A 17,036-nucleotide genomic window follows, 5' to 3' on the forward strand; every position below is an offset into this window, starting at 1 on the left:
TGGCGATGAATGGTAGAATCAAAAAATCCATCATTCAAAAATTTGAATTTGTAAAAAAGAAGAACTTAAAAATGCTAAACCTAAATTTCACCAGCTTCCCCAATTTAGAAACCGAAAGATTAATTCTTCGGGAACATGCCATTACTGATGCAGACAGCCTATTTGCAATGCGAACCAATGAAACGGTGATGCAATATATCGACAGAGAAAGGCCTAAAAATATTTTTGAAGTAAAAACCTTTGTTAAAGCTTTTAATGAAGGTTTTGAAAAAGGAGATAACCTTGCTTGGGTAATTGCCTTAAAAGAAAATCCGGAACAAATGATTGGAACAATTGGTTACTGGCGAACCGATTATGCCAACCACAGGGCAGAGATTGGTTATATGCTGCACCCCGATTACTGGCGAAAAGGAATTATATCTGAAGCACTCGTTAAAACCATTGCCTTTGGTTTTGAAAACATTAATCTCCATTCAATCAAAGCAAATATTAATCCGGAGAACGATGCATCAAGACAGATTTTAAAAAAACACGGCTTTGTTCAAGAAGCCTATTTTAAAGAAGACTATTATTTTAGAGGACAATTTTTAGACAGTGAAATTTATGGTCTATTAAACCCCAATCACTAAATTTAAATTATGCTTAAAGCTGCAACCCCAATTCTTGCCTCCCTAAATGCCGACGAAACCATAAAATTTTATATAGAAAAATTAGGGTTCACTTTTCATAATAACTGGGATGGCTATTTAATTCTTAGTAAAGATGAAATTGGCTTACATTTTTGGCCAACTGAAGATGAAAGTATTCCTAAAAACACAGGTTGCTACATTTATGTAACTCATGTTGATGAACTGTATGCAGATTATCAAAAACAAGGCGTTATACATCCAAACGGAAAAGTAAAAGATATGCCCTGGGAAATGCGCCAGTTTTCTATTTTAGACAACAATGGCAATATCATCCACTTTGGAGAAGATATTTCGAAAAAAGCATAAGCTTTAATACAAACACCATTTCAAAAATACAATTACCCAATATTATTTTACACTTCGGGCAAAAATCAATAAATATAGACTTTAAAATCCTGCCAAAATCTTATTAACTAAGCATAATTATTACAAAACACACGCATGATTGCCTTTGGTTTCAAAGCGATTAATAATTATATTTGCCGCTGTTATTAAAATTTACAATGAGAGAAATCCAATTTAGAGAAGCACTACGCGAAGCCATGAGTGAAGAAATGCGCAAAGATGACCGCGTTTTTTTATTAGGTGAAGAAGTAGCAGAATATAACGGAGCGTACAAAGTAAGTCAAGGCATGCTTGATGAATTTGGTGCTAAACGAATTATTGATACCCCAATTGCCGAGTTAGGTTTTGCAGGTATAGCAACTGGTGCCGCAACAGCTGGCCTTATTCCAATTGTAGAGTTTATGACATTTAACTTCTCATTGGTAGCTATCGATCAGATTATCAATGGTGCGGCTAAAATTTTATCAATGAGTGGCGGTCAGTTTTCTTGCCCTATGGTATTTCGTGGTCCAACAGGTAACGCAGGTCAGTTAGGCGCACAACACTCACAAAACTTCGAAAACTGGTATGCAAATACGCCAGGATTAAAAGTTGTTGTTCCGGCTACCCCTTATGATGCAAAAGGTTTATTAAAACAATCCATTATTGATCCGGATCCAGTTATTTTCATGGAATCTGAAGTAATGTATGGCGATAAAGGTGATGTACCTGAAGGTGAATATTACATCGAATTGGGTAAAGCAAACGTGGTAAAACAAGGAACAGATGTTACCATTGTAACTTTCGGTAAAATGTTAACCCGTGTTGTAAACCCTGCAGTTGAAGAATTGGCTAAAGAAGGAATCAATGCAGAGGTAATCGATTTACGTACCGTACGTCCTATTGATTATGCAACCATTATAGAGTCTGTTAAGAAAACAAACCGTTTAGTTGTTGTTGAAGAAGCATGGCCATTGGCTTCACTTTCTGGTGAAATTGCTTTCAACGTACAAAAAAATGCATTTGATTATTTAGATGCGCCAGTTTTGCGTATTACTTGTGCTGATGTACCACTTCCATATTCTCCAACTTTAATTGCGGCCAGCTTACCAAACGCTGAACGTGTAGTTAAAGCGGTAAAAGAGTCTATGTATGTTAAAAAATAATTAGTCATTAATTCAGACTGTCCGTTTGAATTAATTCAAGATTAATCTTAAAATACCAAAATCCGCTACGTTAAATCTTAGCGGATTTTTTTATTAAATTTTAACCGGTTACACATATTAACGTAGTCCGATAATTATTAATCCTTCGTTTTTGGTTGTTCCATTATTTCCGCTAACAAATCAATGCCCCTGGAATTAAGGTCTAAAATTGTAAAACACAGGCTAAAACGAGAATATGGAGTAAACTAAAAAGAAGAAAAACAATTAAGTAATCCATACTTCATCTTCTTTTTCAAAAACCCAGATACCCTTTACTTTCTTTGCATAAATATAAGTACCCATTCCCCATCCCCTATCTTTTGAAATTAAAATGGACTGTTCAAAATAGTATTTTGCCCTATTCCGTTCTTTATTAAAAATAACCCGGCTAAAAGTTAAATTCCCATTATAATTAACATCCGATTCGGCATTTTTTTTACTTGTGTTTATAATTTCAAATCCGTCTATATTAGTGGTTTTGAATAATTGGAATGGAAAAGCAATGCTTTTTTTGATGTATTTACCCTGCTTTTCGTAATAAAGAGACCTAAATTTATTCATTGAGAATAAAGAGTCAGTAACCGTATATTTTCGTCTTCTTTTCACTGGTGTATATGGAAGTTGCTTTGCACTAAGGTACATCTCTTTAAAATCATTTTTGGAAACCCAAACTATTCCATTTTCGAAAGTATTCAAGATTACTGTAACTTCTTCGTTTACGTTGTCATGCTTCTCCATCATTTTATTTTGACAGCCAGCACAAAATATTAAAAGTAGTATAAAAGCATTTTTCATTTCTTAAAGATGATGCCTTTATTTCGTTTTTCCATAAAGGTTATATATTTCTTAATGATACAGAACCAGGAACCCAGGAAATAAATAAATTTACTCACAAAATTCGGTGGAAAACTTCATTTTAAAAATCCTGAATTTTCATAAATCCTGATTAGATTTGCCTCCCATAATTTTAGAAAAAGAAAATGCAAGCTCATCATAAAACCATCGCATCTGAATTAAAAGTTGCGGAAAAACAAGTCACGGCTACCATCAGTTTATTAGATGAAGGTGCAACTGTTCCTTTTATTTCCCGTTACCGTAAAGAGTTAACCGGAAGTTTGGATGAAGTACAGGTTGCGGCTATCCGCGACAGAATGCAGCAACTTAGGGATTTGGATAAACGCCGCGAAGCGATTTTAAAATCGATGACCGAATTGGGCAAACTGACGCCGGAACTAAAAGAACAGATTAACGGAGCAGAAACCATTTCTTTATTGGAAGATATTTATTTGCCATACAAGCCTAAACGTAAAACAAGGGCGAGTATGGCTAAAGAAAAAGGATTAGAACCTTTAGCTTTACAAATTTTTGAGCAAAATGGTTTCGACTTAGAAGCCGCGGTAAATCAATTTATTGACGCTGAAAAAGGTGTAAACTCTTCAGAAGAAGCTTTAGCTGGCGCAAGAGATATTATAGCCGAAATGATCTCAGAAAATGCAGAAACCCGCACAAAAATGCGCCTTTACTTCCAGGAAAAGGCCGAATTTAAAGCTGAGGTAATTAAAGGCAAAGAAGAAGAAGGTATAAAATATAAAGATTATTTCGAGTGGAACGAGCCTGTAAAAACAGCTGCTTCACATCGTGTTTTAGCCATGCGCCGTGGCGAAAAGGAGTTAATTTTGCGTCTTGACGCATTGCCTCCAAGTGAAAATGCCATTGTCATCTTAGAAAATCAGTTTATTACCTCCAATAATTCTGCCTCAAAACAAGTTCAGCAAGCTTTGGAAGATGGTTATAAACGTTTGCTTGAACCCGCCATGGAAACCGAACTCCGTGTGTTAACCAAGCAAAAAGCTGATGAAGAAGCCATTCGTGTTTTTGCTGAAAATGCGCGTCAGTTATTATTGGCGGCTCCAATGGGACAAAAAAATGTTTTAGCCATCGATCCGGGTTTCCGTACTGGATGCAAAGTGGTTTGCCTTGATAAGCAGGGGCAGCTTTTAGAAAATACAGCCATTTATCCGCACACTGGACAGGGCAACGTAAGAAATGCCGAATTGATTGTGCAGGAACTCTGCAAAAAATATGATGTTGAGGCTATTGCCATTGGCAATGGAACGGCCGGCCGGGAAACCGAAACGTTTGTACGTAGTTTAAACTTACCCAATGTTACCATTGTAATGGTGAATGAAAGTGGCGCTTCTATTTATTCAGCTTCAGAGGTTGCCCGGGAAGAATTTCCAACACAAGACATTACTGTTCGTGGTGCCGTTTCAATTGGCCGTCGTTTAATGGATCCCTTAGCCGAACTGGTAAAAATAGACCCTAAATCTATTGGTGTGGGGCAATACCAGCACGATGTTGATCAAAATAAATTACAAGCCAGCTTAGATGATACGGTAATCAGTGCCGTAAATGCCGTGGGTGTTGAATTAAACACTGCATCGAAACAAATTTTAGCTTATGTATCTGGCTTGGGGCCAACACTTGCCCAAAACATTGTTGATTATAGAAATACCAATGGCGCCTTTAAAAATCGTGAAAGCCTTAAAAAAGTTCCCCGCTTAGGCGATAAAGCTTACGAACAGGCTGCTGGTTTCTTACGCATCCGCAATGCAGAAAATGTTTTAGATACCAGCGGCGTTCACCCGGAACGCTATGCAGTTGTAGATAAAATGGCAAAAGATTTAGGTACAACTGTTTCTGCCTTAATGAAAGATACACAGCTGCAAAAGCAAATTAAACCTCAACAATATGTAACGAATGAGATTGGCTTGCCAACCTTAACAGATATTTTAAAGGAACTTGCAAAGCCCGGTCGTGATCCACGTGAACAGTTTGAAGCTTTTAGTTTTACCGATGGGGTAAATGCCATTTCAGATTTAAGAATCGGAATGAAATTACCTGGCATTGTAACCAACATCACTAATTTTGGTGCCTTTGTTGATATAGGCGTACATCAGGACGGATTGGTACACACCAGCCAATTGGCCAATCGCTTTATCGCCAACCCAAATGATGTAGTTAAAGTACATCAAAAAGTTGAAGTAACGGTTATGGAGGTTGATGAAGCCAGAAAAAGGATTTCCCTATCTATGAAGACTGAAGAAAATTCAAAGCAAAAAGATCAAAGCAAAAAATCAAGAGAAGAAAGACCAAAGCAAGAACACAAACCCAACAATAGTAAGCCTCATTTCAAGCCTCGAAACGAGCCTAAGGATGCAGATGGTGATTTACAGGAAAAATTGGCCAAGTTAAAAGGCATGTTTAAATAATATCTTCAACCACCTTAGACAGCTCATAAAATTTATGATGTCTAAGGTGGTATTTTATATATAACTTACTATTCTCTTCTCTAACCTTCACAGAATAAAACTCGAACAAAAACAGCAATTCTATAACTAAGCATTTTTTATCGCCTCCGAAACTCAGGTGATCTTAAGTGTCTAAGGTGGTTTATATATAACTTACCTCCCTCTTCTCAAACCTTTAAAAAATAAAGCTCGAACAAAAACAGTAATTTTATATCTAAACATTTTTTTATCGCCTCAGAAACTCAGGTGATCTTACGTGTCTAAAGTGGTATTATATAATTATTCCCTTTCTTCTCAAACCTTAAAAAAATAAAGCTCGAACAAAACAGCAATTCTATATCTAAACATTTTTTTATCGCTTCAGAAACTCAGGTGATCTTAACGTGTCTAAAGTGATTAATATAGGAGTCATTACCTTTCCGGTAACTTAGGTTCACAGTAATCATTTTAATCTACAAGGCATCTCCTCTAAGCTCCAGTCTTTTCTTCGGTAAACTTTCCGGATACTGCGTTTGAATAAAAGCAATCATCTGCTCCCTTACATGGCAACGCAAATCAAAAGCCCTCGATGAATTGGAGGCACTCATTAAAAAACGTACTTCTATAGATCCGTCTTTATTGCTGTCTGTAACCTGAACTACATTTACACGCTTATCCCAAAGCAGATTAGTTGTTAAAAGCCTGGTTAACTCCTGCCTTAAAGGTTCTATCTTGATGGTATAATCTAAATAAAGAAAAACAGTACCTAATAAATCAGCCGACACACGGGTCCAGTTTTGAAAAGGCTTTTCAATAAAATAAGTAATCGGTAAAATTAACCTTCTTTGATCCCATATACTTACCACAACATAGGTTAATGTAATTTCTTCCACCCTGCCCCATTCACCTTCCACAATCAAAACATCATCTATTCGGATCGGTTGAGTAAAGGCAATCTGAAAGCCTGCCAATAAATTCCCTAATGATTTTTGGGCCGCAAAACCAATAATAATTCCACCAATACCAACACCAGTTAATAAGCCGGCTCCAATTTTTCGCATACTCTCAAAACTTAAAAGAATAATGGCAATGGTGACCAGAATAATTAATGAAACAATAATCCTGCGGATAAATTGCATCTGCGTCCTGATTTTACGTTCCTTTAAATTATTCTCTTTATTTAAATCATATTTGAGATAGAAATAATCTTCAAATACATTAATAACCCGGATTAAAATGTAAGCGAATGTAATGGTTAACGCAACTTCAACCATTTTTGAAACCGGATTTCTAAAAACAGGCTGCATTTCCATTAATGATAAAGAAAAGTTAAGCAGCAATAAGGGGATAAAAATACCGAATGGATTCCTTAAATGTTTAATGGTAGATTTGATGAGAATGAAATCCCACCATTTAGACAGAAGCAGAAAAGTCCTGTGAATAATATAGGTAATTAAAATACCAATAAAAACAGCAATGCTTCCGATAATAAAGTTCTTTAAAAATAAGGGAATAGGGTAGCCAAAAGCTTGATCTAAATACTGCATCAATAAAATGGTTTGGTAGAAAAGTAGAAATGATTATTGCTCTTTTACTAACATCCACGCTTTAGGATTGTTTGGGAATAAAATTCAATATCCCCTCCGATGCTTAAATCTAAACTATAAAGACCCTTTAACTACTGCCTTTTTAATAAAGATAAAACCCACCAAACCAATACTTAAAAAAGCCAACCATATATAATTATCAATTGGGCAATTTATAATTGTTAACGTCATAATAATACCACAAGAACCACCTACATAACAATTTCTATACGTATAGGGAGGATTTATTGACGGGCTGAAACACCTGGCTCCGGGAGCAGAGCCCGCAATTGGCGAGCCATATACAGGTATTGTTGTACCAGTAGTGTTAGCAGGATTACAATATGCAGTTGTATTAGGAACAGTTGCTCCAGTTGGGGTACTATAAACGGGGGTAGTTGAAGGAAGATTTACGCCCCCATTGTTCACGATCACACATCCTGAATAAGTCTGACCTTTAACGGAGTAAATAGTTATAATCAAAAAAACAAAAAATATAGACAACTTTAACATAACCAACTTTAACATGACTAAGTTAATTAATTTTAGCTTAAACCACTAAGAGAAAAAACATATAATCGGTTTAACTATTTTAATAAATTATTGAAAAACAAATGCGGATTAAGAAAACGCATTGATCACATGCCTGATGATTTGTAATTTTTCGAAGAAAGCACTATTTTAGATGCTAATCAGATAATATGAAAAAATACGTTCTCTTACTCACAACCTTATGTGTATTATTTTTTGCGTGCTCAAAAACTAATAAAAACGATCCGGCCGCAATAGACCCATCTAAGAAAATTGATAGGATATTAATATCGCCAGAATATTTACTCCAGTTAAAATCCATTGATTTATATATTGGAATAAGATATTTTAAAGATTATACAGATAAGGACGAGGTTACTGTTACCTTAAATAACACAAAAGGTGTAGTTACCTCTGAAACAGTTGGCACCGTAGATGGAACAAATCTACTATTCAGGATACCTGGAATTACTCAAGCTGGAGATTATAAAGTAAAGTGCGTAGTTAAAAACAATCAAAATTCATTAGAAAAAGAACTTACTTTAAGGGTTGTAAACGATTTTAGCCTAAATACGGTTTGGAATAGTCTTGATAAAAACTATGCATCATCATTTTCCAGCTATGCTGATAGATTGAAACAAACCAGCACCTATTTACTAAGAAGCATTACCAATACAGACACACAAATTCAATTTGGTTCTTATATAGAGAATTTTGATAACACAAATTTAAATGTAGGTAAATCTTTTATCGCGGCACTTCCTGGCAAATACAGCTTAACCTATAACAACCAAAACTTACAAGAAATTAAGATTATTAATGGAGAGCCTAATCAAAATGCTAACTTTATAGTTTCAAAGTTCTACACAGATCTTACAACAGCTTATGGTAATTATACCTCCCAAACAAACAACGGAAGCGGAAAAATCACCTTATATAAGAGTGGCAGTTACACCATAACCGTTACTGAAAGTGCAAGCTTGATAAGTACCGTAATTACTAAAATTTAAAGCATTAAATACCGCTTGTAAACAAACTTCCATATCTATTTGAAACAGTTAAACTGCATTATATAAATACGTTTTAAAAATTTTCTGACATTTTAATTAATAAAAATGAGTACAGCGATTTTTAACTGTAAAATCCTACAATCTTAAATCCTAAACTTTTTTCAATCAACTATTTGATAATAAAAGTATTCTGCCTATCTTTGCAGTCCCTAATTTTATGGGGTAATAAATAATTGTTTAATAAATTAAATACAAGCAAGTGAATACGTTAAGTTACAAAACTGTCTCGGCCAATGCTAAAACTGTAAACAAACAGTGGATTGTAGTTGATGCGCAAGGCGAGATTTTGGGGCGCTTGTCATCGAAGATCGCTATGATCATCCGTGGTAAAAACAAGCCTGAGTACACCCCACACGTAGATTGCGGAGATAACGTTATCGTTATTAATGCAGACAAGGTTAAATTGACAGGAAACAAATTCAGCCAAAAGCAATATGTTTCATATACTGGTTATCCAGGTGGTCAACGTTTTATTTCTCCTAAGGAGTTAATGGCGAAACACCCTCAACGTGTAATTGAAAAAGCAGTAAGAGGTATGTTACCTAAAACTAAATTGGGCAAAAAATTGTACACCAATCTTTTTGTTTATGCAGGTGAAACTCATCCGCATGCAGCTCAATCTCCAAAAACCATTAAACTTTAAGAAATGTCAGTTACTAACACTTCAGGCAGAAGAAAAACAGCTGTTGCACGTATCTACTTAAAAGATGGTGCTGGCGCAATTACCGTTAACGGTAAAGATCACAAAGTATATTTCCCTACTTTACCTCTACAATATATCGTAAACCAAAGTTTAGAAGTTTCTGAACTTGTTGGTCGTTATGATATCAATGTAAACGTACAAGGTGGTGGTATCAAAGGACAAGCAGAAGCTGTTCGTTTAGCTATTGCTAAAGCGATTGTTGAACTTGATGCGGAGAAAAAACCTGCTCTACGTGCTAAAGGCCTAATGACGCGTGATATGCGTATGGTTGAGCGTAAGAAACCAGGACGTGCTAAAGCTCGTAAGAAATTCCAATTCAGTAAACGTTAATCACAGGAGGCAAAGACAATGGCAAGAACAACTTATCAAGACTTATTGGATGCAGGTGTACACTTTGGTCACCTTACCCGTAAATGGAATCCAAAAATGGCTCCTTACATTTTCATGGAGCGTAATGGAATCCACATTATAGATTTAAATAAAACCTTAACTAAAACTGAAGAAGCTGCGGCTGCGATTAAACAAATCGTAAAATCAGGACGTAAAGTTTTATTTGTTTCTACAAAGAAACAAGCTAAAGGAATCGTAGCTGAACAAGCTAAAAAAGTAAACATGCCTTTCGTAACCGAACGTTGGTTAGGTGGTATGTTAACTAACTTTGCTACTGTTCGTAAGTCAATCAAAAAGATGTCTAACATCGATAAAATGACTAAAGACGGTACTTATGCGATTTTATCTAAAAAAGAGCGTTTAATGATTCAACGTGAGCGTATTAAATTAGAATCACTTTTGGGTGGTATTGCTGATTTAAACCGTTTACCTGCAGCTTTATTCTTAATTGATGTTAAGAAAGAGCACATCGCAGTAACTGAAGCATTAAAATTAAACATCCCAACTTTTGCGATGGTTGATACAAACTCTGATCCTTCTAACATCGATTTCCCTATCCCGGCGAATGATGATGCTACAAAATCAATCTCTTTAATTACTGACGTAATTATCAAAGCTATTGAAGAAGGTTTAGATGAGCGCAAACGCGAAAAAGATGATGAAGCAGAAAAAGAAGCAGTAGCCGTTAAAGCTGCAGCTGATGCGCCTGAGGTTAAAGAACCAAGACGTAAAAAAACTGCTGAAGCTGAAGTTGAAGCATCTTCAACAGAAGAAACTAAAACAGAAGAATAGTAATATTTTTTAATTGCAGGTTACTGGTTTCAGGTTTTAAGTTAGCTTAACATGAGTTTAACTTTCGGCTTGTAACTTGTAACCTGTAATTGTTATAACAAGATTGTAAACTTTAAAAAAGGAAATAAAATGTCTACAGTACAAATTACTGCCGCAGATGTAAATAAACTACGCCAACAAACTGGTGCTGGTATGATGGATTGCAAAAAAGCTTTAGTAGAAGCTAATGGCGATTTCGAAGCTGCGGTTGATTTATTGCGCAAAAAAGGTCAAAAAGTATCTGCTGCCCGTTCTGGAAATGCTACTTCTGAAGGTCTTGTATCAATCAATGTATCAGCTGATGGTACAAACGGTAAATTAGTTGCTTTAGCTTGTGAAACTGAGCCAGTTTCTAAAGTTGAAGATTTCCGTAATTTAGCACAAGCTGTTTTAGCAGCAGCAGTTGCCAACAATCCAGCTTCTGCTGAAGAATTATCAGCAATTGTTTTGGAAGACGGACGTACTGTTGCCGAAACTATAACTGAATTGACTGGTAAAATTGGAGAGAAAATAGTTATTCAAGAGTACGCAAATGTATCTGGAGAAAAAATCGTTTCTTATATCCACTCTAACGGGAAAATGGGTGTTTTAGTCGTATTTGAAGGTGCTAACGGTGTAGATATTACTGAAGCTGGTAAAGATGTTGCAATGCAAATTGCTGCAATGAACCCAGTTGCTGTTGATAAAGATGGTGTTGATCCTGCTACTATCGAGCGTGAAATTGAAATCGCTAAAGATGTAATTCGTCAAGAAGGTAAACCAGAAGAAATGGTAGAAAAAATTGCTGCCGGTAAACTGAATAAATTCTATAAAGACAGCACTTTATTAAACCAGGAGTTTGTTAAAGATAGTTCTGTAGATGTTCGTAAATTCTTAGACAATACGGTTAAAGGATTAACAGTAACTGCTTTCAAACGTATACAATTAGGTGCATAAGCATTAACACAATATAAAAAAGGTCCCGATGCAAATCGGGACCTTTTTTGTTTCATTCAAAAACCTACTTCCGCAAAGCGGTGTAACTTCCTACTTCCTTACCCGAATCATCGAGCATACTTGCTGTTAGCTTATCTTTATCAGCCTTTATTTTGGTTATGGTTCTGGTACCTTTTTGTGGCCCACCACCAATAATTAATGGATAATGGTTGAGGTTCTTATCTGGCTGGTGAACCATATATTTATGCGTGTGCCCACTTAAAACGAGATCCACCTTCCCTTGGTTTAACAAAGGCTCAAACAATTGAGTGCAATGTATTGGTCCGTGTGCATCGCCCGAAAAACGCGGCGGAATATGCATCAATACAACCCGGAAAGGTGCTTTTTTAAATTCTTTCGAATTTATTTCTGTTTTAAACCATTCGGCCTGTTGAATTCTATAATCATCGAAGTTTACAATACCCGCATAAACCGGATGTGCATCTTCTTTATCTTCTCCTGTATCTAAAATTACGAACCGAACCGGTCCTAATGTAAAAGCAGCATGCCCAACATGCATGTAGTATTGAGCAAACTCTCTTGCAAATTTACCGCGCGTTTCGTGGTTACCACGTACATAAATAAATGGCGTATGTTTTGCAAAATTATCTACACAAGGTTGCAACATGTGATCGATAATCTGTTTTTCATCCGTTTGGTAATCAAAAATATCGCCATTAAAGAAAATAAAATCCTGTTTAGCATCCGGAATCAAACCCAATAAATGTGGAATTGACTCAGGCCGATCGTGTATATCATTCATCATTAAAAACGACACCTCACCTTTACCCTGGTCTGCATTTATAAATTCTTCTACATTACTGCTTAAACTTTCGCCATAGGTTAATTTGTACGGCTGAAAATCTTTAATCTCTTTCGAAACGATTTTATAGTAGTACTTTGCTCCTGGTTTTAAATTAGAAAGCGTTACTGCATTTAATTTGCTATTGGCCTGCATTAATCCAAGTTCGGCCTTTCCATAGGCTTTTTGGTTTAATTGATCGGCTTGCTCACCAAACTCTACCCAACCCGCAGCATTTTTGTTGGTTAACCAAAGAATAGTCATCGAGTTATTAAAATTGGTTTGAAGGTATGGGCCAACCGCTATTTTAAATGCATCTTCCCGTTCGGCTACATCTGCAAGTGTTACCGATGGGGCAACCAATGTTGCCGCACTTAAAGTTAATCCTGCCTTCAGAAAACTTCTTCTATTGCGTTGATTTTCATTCATTTGTTTTGGTTTATCTTATTAATCAAATATATCGCTACAATATTTAACTTTGAATGTGTAAGATTAAATTTACTCAAACGTTTGATATGCCTAAGATAATCCCGAATACTTCCTATTATAGCGACAATAAATTAAAAACCAATCAAGACATTGAAATCGAGGGCACTAAAATTGTAGCGATCAGGCCAACAACATCAGCAAGCAACGGTCAGTCTATTACGATGCCTGGCTTTATAGACTTGCAGATTTACGGTTCAGGAGACAGGTTATTCTCTGCCGATCCAACTATCGAATCGTTAACCATAATGGAAGATGACCTGTTGAAAAAGGGCACAACGGGTTTCTTAGCCTGTATTGCAACCAATACCCCCGAGGTTTTTAACGCCTGTATCAAAACCGTTAAGGCTCACCGTTCATCGGCTAAAAATTGCCTGGGACTACATTTAGAAGGGCCCTTCTTAAATCCAAAGCGATTAGGGGCACATGTTCCGGCGTTTGTGCGCAAAGCATCGCTCGATGAGATTAAACAATTACTTGATTTTGGCGATGGAGTAATCAAAATGATTACCATTGCGCCCGAGCTTCAGGATGATGACGTAATTGAGTACCTGTTGGATAACGGTGTAGTGGTTTCTTTAGGCCACAGCAATGCCACCTTCGATGAGGCTACCGCCGCTTACAATAAAGGCATACAAACCACCACGCATCTTTTTAACGCCATGAGTCCCATCCACCACCGTGAACCTGGGATTCCAACAGCTGTTTTTAGCCATCATAAAGCTATGGCAAGTATTATTGCTGATGGGCAGCACGTAAATTTTGAAGTGGTAAAATTTGCTCAGAAACTCTTAAAAGAACGTTTGTTCTTAATTACCGATGCTGTTACAGAATGCGCTTCTGGGCCTTACCAACACGTGCGCAAAGGGAATAAATACGTAATGCCTGACGGAACACTTTCGGGCTCATCTTTAACCATGCTGGAAGCTGTTAAAAACTGTGTATACGAGTGCGAAATAGACTTAGCTGTTGCTTTAAAAATGGGAACACTTTATCCAGCACAATTAATCGGCATAGAAAATTTAACAGCAACAATCGAAGCAGGGCACCAGGCTAATCTGGTTATTTTAGATGAACAACTTCATCTAAAAAAAGTAATTTTTAAAGGCGAAATCCTATCAAACTAAATATTTACATCAATTGTTAAAAACCATAGCCGGTAAGTAAAAAATTGTTAATATTTTTGGGGTCATGAAGTACAAACGCATTCTACTAAAACTTAGCGGCGAGTCGCTAATGGGCGAAAAACAATATGGAATTGACAATGAGCGTGTTAAGCAATATGCTGAAGACATAAAAGCTGTACACGACAAGGGTCTCGAAATCGCAATCGTTATTGGTGGTGGAAATATTTTTAGAGGTTTAAGCGCCGAAAAAAGTGGAATGGACAGAGCACAGGCCGATTATATGGGTATGCTTGCAACTGTAATTAACTCTATGGCTTTACAGGATGCCTTGGAAAAAGTAGGATTGAAAACCAGATTACTTACTGCAATTAAAATGGAGCAGATTTGCGAGCCTTTTATTCGCAGAAGAGCTGTTCGTCACCTGGAAAAAGGCCGCATCGTTATTTTTGGTGCAGGTACTGGTAATCCATACTTTACTACCGATTCTGCTGCAGCATTACGTGCAATCGAGATTAAAGCCGATGCCGTTTTAAAAGGTACGCGTGTAGATGGTATATATACCGCAGATCCTGAAAAAGATCCGAACGCCACAAAATACACTGAAATTTCTTTCAGAGAAGTTTATGCTAAGGGACTTAATGTTATGGACATGACGGCCTTTACGCTTTGTGAAGAAAATAAGGTTCCAATTATTGTTTTTGATATGAACAAACACGGTAATTTTATGAAAATTGCCATTGGAGAGCCTATCGGTACTTTAGTAAGATAAAAATTTGAAACGCTGATTTTTCTATTTTACCACGAACTTGTTTACAAGCTTCTTTCAATTATCGAAATAGATAAATAATATTTATATTTTTGTAGAAATACACACAATTATGAATGACCTCATAAAGTTACAATTAATGGATGCCCAATCTTCAATGGATAAAGCTATTGATCATTGCGAATCTGAATTAACTAAAATCAGAGCTGGAAAAGCTTCTGCAGGAATGCTTGATGGTATTTTTGTAGATTATTATGGCGCATCTACTGCACTTTCGCAGGTAGCAAGTATAAACACTCCAGATGCGAGAACATTAATTATCCAACCCTGGGAAAAATCCCTTTTGGTGCCTATAGAAAGGGCTATACAAGAAGCTAATATTGGAATCAATCCTCAAAATGATGGTATTGTAATTCGCCTGGTTGTACCGCCGCTAACCGAAGAACGTCGTAAAGATTTAGTTAAAAAAGTTAAGGAAGAAGCCGAACGTGGTCGCATTACTGTTCGCAATATCCGTAAAGATGCCAACACTAAAATTCAAAAATTAAAAGGTGATGGTGTTTCTGACGATGAAATTAAAACTGGTGAAGGCGAAGTGCAAAAATTAACTGATGCTTATATCATTAAGGTTGATAAACACGCAGAAGCTAAAGAAAAAGATGTTATGACTGTTTAATCAACAGGAAACTAAATATTTTGAATGGGCTCAGATTTTCTGAGCCTTTTTTATTTTAATTAGTTGATTTCTTTGAACTGGACCCTCTTATATTCAAAATAGCCGGCAGTACAGATTCTGTATACGATGAACTTCGTTTATCCGAATTGAGCTTTGACAATAAAGTTTTCATAATTCTTTCCGCAATTGCTTCAACAGGCTGCGCGATTGCCGTAACTGGTGGGTTACAAAACTCCAGTAATTCAAAATCATCAAAAGAAACAACGGCAAGGTCTTCCAGGATATTAATTTCCATCTGCCTAAATGTTCTTAAGCCATCCATGCAGATGTAATTTGCAGCAAAAATAACGGCATCTAATCCTTCTTCTGTGTTAAAAAATTGAGCCATCTGTCTAATCGAGTCAGCAGAATCTATGTAATTCAATTTCTTAATGTGTATCGGGAGATTATTTTCATTAATCGCTTGCTCATACCCAGCTAAACGATCGACCATTTGCTGCTGATCGCTCTCAATAGTTATGAAGCCTATATTTTGATAGCCATTCCCTATTAAATGCTGAGTAGCCTCATAAGTGCTTCCCTGGTTATCGATAACAACATAATCTGACTTTAATTCGGGCACATATCGATCAAACAACACCACAGGCTGGTTAGACTCAATTAATTTACTGATCTCTCCTTCCAAACCTTCTGGAAGGGCAATAATATAGCCATCTACATGCCTGTCTTTAAAAATCTGGAGTAGTTCTAATGCTTTCTTTTTATCGTTTCTGGTGCTGCTGAAAAGAATTTTGTATCCCATTTCAGATGCTTTTTCATCAATAAACCGTGCAATACCAGAGAAAAAGGGCTCAGAAATATCATCCACTAAAAACCCAAGGATCATTGTTTTACCTGTTCTCAGGCTTTTCGCCAGTGCATTTGGTTGGTAGTCGAGCTTTTCAACCAAATCCATAACTCTTTTCGCCAGCGCATCGCTGATATTCTTTTCTTTCGCCTTTCCGTTAATAACAAAAGATACGGTTGTTATGGAAACATTTAACTGACTGGCGATATCTTTGATTAGAATTTTCTCTTTCATTACTGCTAATACAAACTGCTACATGATTTGGAGGGAAATATAATGATTTATTTGCACTGCTGAATTGGATTGTCTGGAAAAGTTAAATCGTTAGGCTGAAAAAAGAGATAAAATAAAAAGAGCAATCCATCCAGATTGCTCGATTAACTAACTTATTATTCATAAAAAATGCTGTTGGGGAAGGAGTCGAACCTTCAAGGGGTAGTTAGCTACAGTTCAAAAAATTAATTGTGGTCAACCCAATAAACTGCGTTTGTCCCATTATTCCCCACCACCGAGACAAGGAGGCGTGTCTGCCAATTTCACCACCCAACAATTTTAGTCATTAGTCCAAAGCCTGCAGTCGTAAAGTCTACTGGAGACTTGGACTCATGACTTAGGACTAAAGCCGCTGTAGGGGAAGGAATCGAACCTTCAAGGAGTGGTTAGCCATTGCTGGTTTTCCATATTCTCCGCCACCGAGACAAGGAGGTGTGTCTGCCTGTTTCACCACCCTACAGTATG

General features: G+C 36.5%; 17 protein-coding genes and 2 tRNA genes. 12 read left to right on the forward strand and 7 right to left on the reverse strand.

Translation table 11 applies throughout. The features are described 5' to 3' along the window. Positions 1 to 5 precede the first annotated feature (5 nt). The 3 genes from R2Q77_RS02150 to R2Q77_RS02160 all read left to right on the forward strand — a co-directional run bounded on the left by R2Q77_RS02150 (position 6) and on the right by R2Q77_RS02160 (position 2,179). The gene (locus R2Q77_RS02150) at positions 6 to 629 is read left to right on the forward strand and encodes a GNAT family N-acetyltransferase (protein WP_316802067.1); all 624 of its coding nucleotides are present in this window, start codon (positions 6 to 8) and stop codon (positions 627 to 629) included. Between the two features lie 9 nt (positions 630 to 638). Beyond that, on the forward strand, positions 639 to 995 hold the full coding sequence (locus R2Q77_RS02155; RefSeq protein ID WP_316802068.1) for a VOC family protein: 357 nt from the start codon (positions 639 to 641) through the stop codon (positions 993 to 995). A gap of 197 nt (positions 996 to 1,192) precedes the next feature. Further along, on the forward strand, positions 1,193 to 2,179 hold the full coding sequence (locus tag R2Q77_RS02160; RefSeq protein ID WP_316802069.1) for a pyruvate dehydrogenase complex E1 component subunit beta: 987 nt from the start codon (positions 1,193 to 1,195) through the stop codon (positions 2,177 to 2,179). Between the two features lie 264 nt (positions 2,180 to 2,443). Here the strand turns inward: R2Q77_RS02160 and R2Q77_RS02165 are convergent, their stop codons facing one another. Continuing rightward, positions 2,444 to 2,959: a hypothetical protein gene (locus R2Q77_RS02165; RefSeq protein ID WP_316802070.1), complete on the reverse strand. Its 516-nt coding sequence runs from the start codon at positions 2,957 to 2,959 to the stop codon at positions 2,444 to 2,446. Positions 2,960 to 3,198: 239 nt separating this feature from the next. Here R2Q77_RS02165 and R2Q77_RS02170 point away from each other — a divergent pair, with 239 nt between their 5' ends. Further along, positions 3,199 to 5,490 (forward strand): Tex family protein, encoded by a 2,292-nt coding sequence (locus R2Q77_RS02170; RefSeq protein ID WP_316802071.1) that lies wholly within the window; start codon positions 3,199 to 3,201, stop codon positions 5,488 to 5,490. Positions 5,491 to 5,981: 491 nt separating this feature from the next. On the opposite strand, the gene R2Q77_RS02175 is transcribed toward R2Q77_RS02170, so the two are convergent. Both R2Q77_RS02175 and R2Q77_RS02180 read right to left on the reverse strand, forming a co-directional pair. After that, on the reverse strand, positions 5,982 to 7,055 hold the full coding sequence (locus R2Q77_RS02175) for a mechanosensitive ion channel family protein (protein WP_316802072.1): 1,074 nt from the start codon (positions 7,053 to 7,055) through the stop codon (positions 5,982 to 5,984). 114 nt (positions 7,056 to 7,169) lie between these two features. Then, the gene (locus R2Q77_RS02180; RefSeq protein WP_316802073.1) at positions 7,170 to 7,577 is read right to left on the reverse strand and encodes a hypothetical protein; all 408 of its coding nucleotides are present in this window, start codon (positions 7,575 to 7,577) and stop codon (positions 7,170 to 7,172) included. Between the two features lie 218 nt (positions 7,578 to 7,795). Here R2Q77_RS02180 and R2Q77_RS02185 point away from each other — a divergent pair, with 218 nt between their 5' ends. From R2Q77_RS02185 to tsf, 5 genes are all read left to right on the forward strand, one after another. After that, a complete protein-coding gene (locus R2Q77_RS02185) occupies positions 7,796 to 8,635 on the forward strand; it encodes a hypothetical protein (RefSeq protein ID WP_316802074.1) in 840 nt (279 codons plus the stop codon). A 259-nt stretch (positions 8,636 to 8,894) separates the two neighbouring features. Beyond that, positions 8,895 to 9,338, forward strand: coding sequence for a 50S ribosomal protein L13 (gene rplM / locus R2Q77_RS02190; RefSeq protein WP_316755352.1), 444 nt, complete (start codon positions 8,895 to 8,897; stop codon positions 9,336 to 9,338). 3 nt (positions 9,339 to 9,341) lie between these two features. Beyond that, positions 9,342 to 9,728 carry a 30S ribosomal protein S9 gene (rpsI, locus tag R2Q77_RS02195; protein ID WP_131536357.1) on the forward strand — a complete coding sequence of 129 codons (387 nt, stop codon included), beginning with the start codon at positions 9,342 to 9,344 and terminating at the stop codon, positions 9,726 to 9,728. Between the two features lie 18 nt (positions 9,729 to 9,746). After that, complete coding sequence (gene rpsB / locus R2Q77_RS02200; protein WP_316802075.1) at positions 9,747 to 10,580, forward strand: 30S ribosomal protein S2; 834 nt, start codon at positions 9,747 to 9,749, stop codon at positions 10,578 to 10,580. A gap of 129 nt (positions 10,581 to 10,709) precedes the next feature. Further along, positions 10,710 to 11,555 carry a translation elongation factor Ts gene (tsf, locus tag R2Q77_RS02205; protein ID WP_316802076.1) on the forward strand — a complete coding sequence of 282 codons (846 nt, stop codon included), beginning with the start codon at positions 10,710 to 10,712 and terminating at the stop codon, positions 11,553 to 11,555. A gap of 64 nt (positions 11,556 to 11,619) precedes the next feature. Here the strand turns inward: tsf and R2Q77_RS02210 are convergent, their stop codons facing one another. Next, on the reverse strand, positions 11,620 to 12,825 hold the full coding sequence (locus R2Q77_RS02210; RefSeq protein WP_316802077.1) for an FN3 domain-containing metallophosphoesterase family protein: 1,206 nt from the start codon (positions 12,823 to 12,825) through the stop codon (positions 11,620 to 11,622). Between the two features lie 86 nt (positions 12,826 to 12,911). Here R2Q77_RS02210 and nagA point away from each other — a divergent pair, with 86 nt between their 5' ends. The 3 genes from nagA (at position 12,912) to frr (ending at position 15,451) form a co-directional block, all read left to right on the forward strand. Then, positions 12,912 to 14,009 (forward strand): N-acetylglucosamine-6-phosphate deacetylase, encoded by a 1,098-nt coding sequence (gene nagA, locus R2Q77_RS02215; protein WP_316802078.1) that lies wholly within the window; start codon positions 12,912 to 12,914, stop codon positions 14,007 to 14,009. Between the two features lie 64 nt (positions 14,010 to 14,073). Beyond that, positions 14,074 to 14,778 carry a UMP kinase gene (pyrH, locus tag R2Q77_RS02220; RefSeq protein WP_316802079.1) on the forward strand — a complete coding sequence of 235 codons (705 nt, stop codon included), beginning with the start codon at positions 14,074 to 14,076 and terminating at the stop codon, positions 14,776 to 14,778. A 109-nt stretch (positions 14,779 to 14,887) separates the two neighbouring features. Continuing rightward, the gene (frr, locus tag R2Q77_RS02225; RefSeq protein ID WP_316802080.1) at positions 14,888 to 15,451 is read left to right on the forward strand and encodes a ribosome recycling factor; all 564 of its coding nucleotides are present in this window, start codon (positions 14,888 to 14,890) and stop codon (positions 15,449 to 15,451) included. Positions 15,452 to 15,506: 55 nt separating this feature from the next. Here the strand turns inward: frr and R2Q77_RS02230 are convergent, their stop codons facing one another. From R2Q77_RS02230 to R2Q77_RS02240, 3 genes are all read right to left on the reverse strand, one after another. Continuing rightward, positions 15,507 to 16,532: a LacI family DNA-binding transcriptional regulator gene (locus tag R2Q77_RS02230; protein ID WP_316802081.1), complete on the reverse strand. Its 1,026-nt coding sequence runs from the start codon at positions 16,530 to 16,532 to the stop codon at positions 15,507 to 15,509. 171 nt (positions 16,533 to 16,703) lie between these two features. Beyond that, positions 16,704 to 16,847 (reverse strand) — tRNA-Asp (locus R2Q77_RS02235). Positions 16,848 to 16,923: 76 nt separating this feature from the next. Then, positions 16,924 to 17,031 (reverse strand) — tRNA-Asp (locus R2Q77_RS02240). Between the last annotated feature and the right edge of the window lie 5 nt (positions 17,032 to 17,036).

Source organism: Pedobacter nototheniae (assembly GCF_032678625.1).
GTDB lineage: Bacteria > Bacteroidota > Bacteroidia > Sphingobacteriales > Sphingobacteriaceae > Pedobacter > Pedobacter nototheniae_A.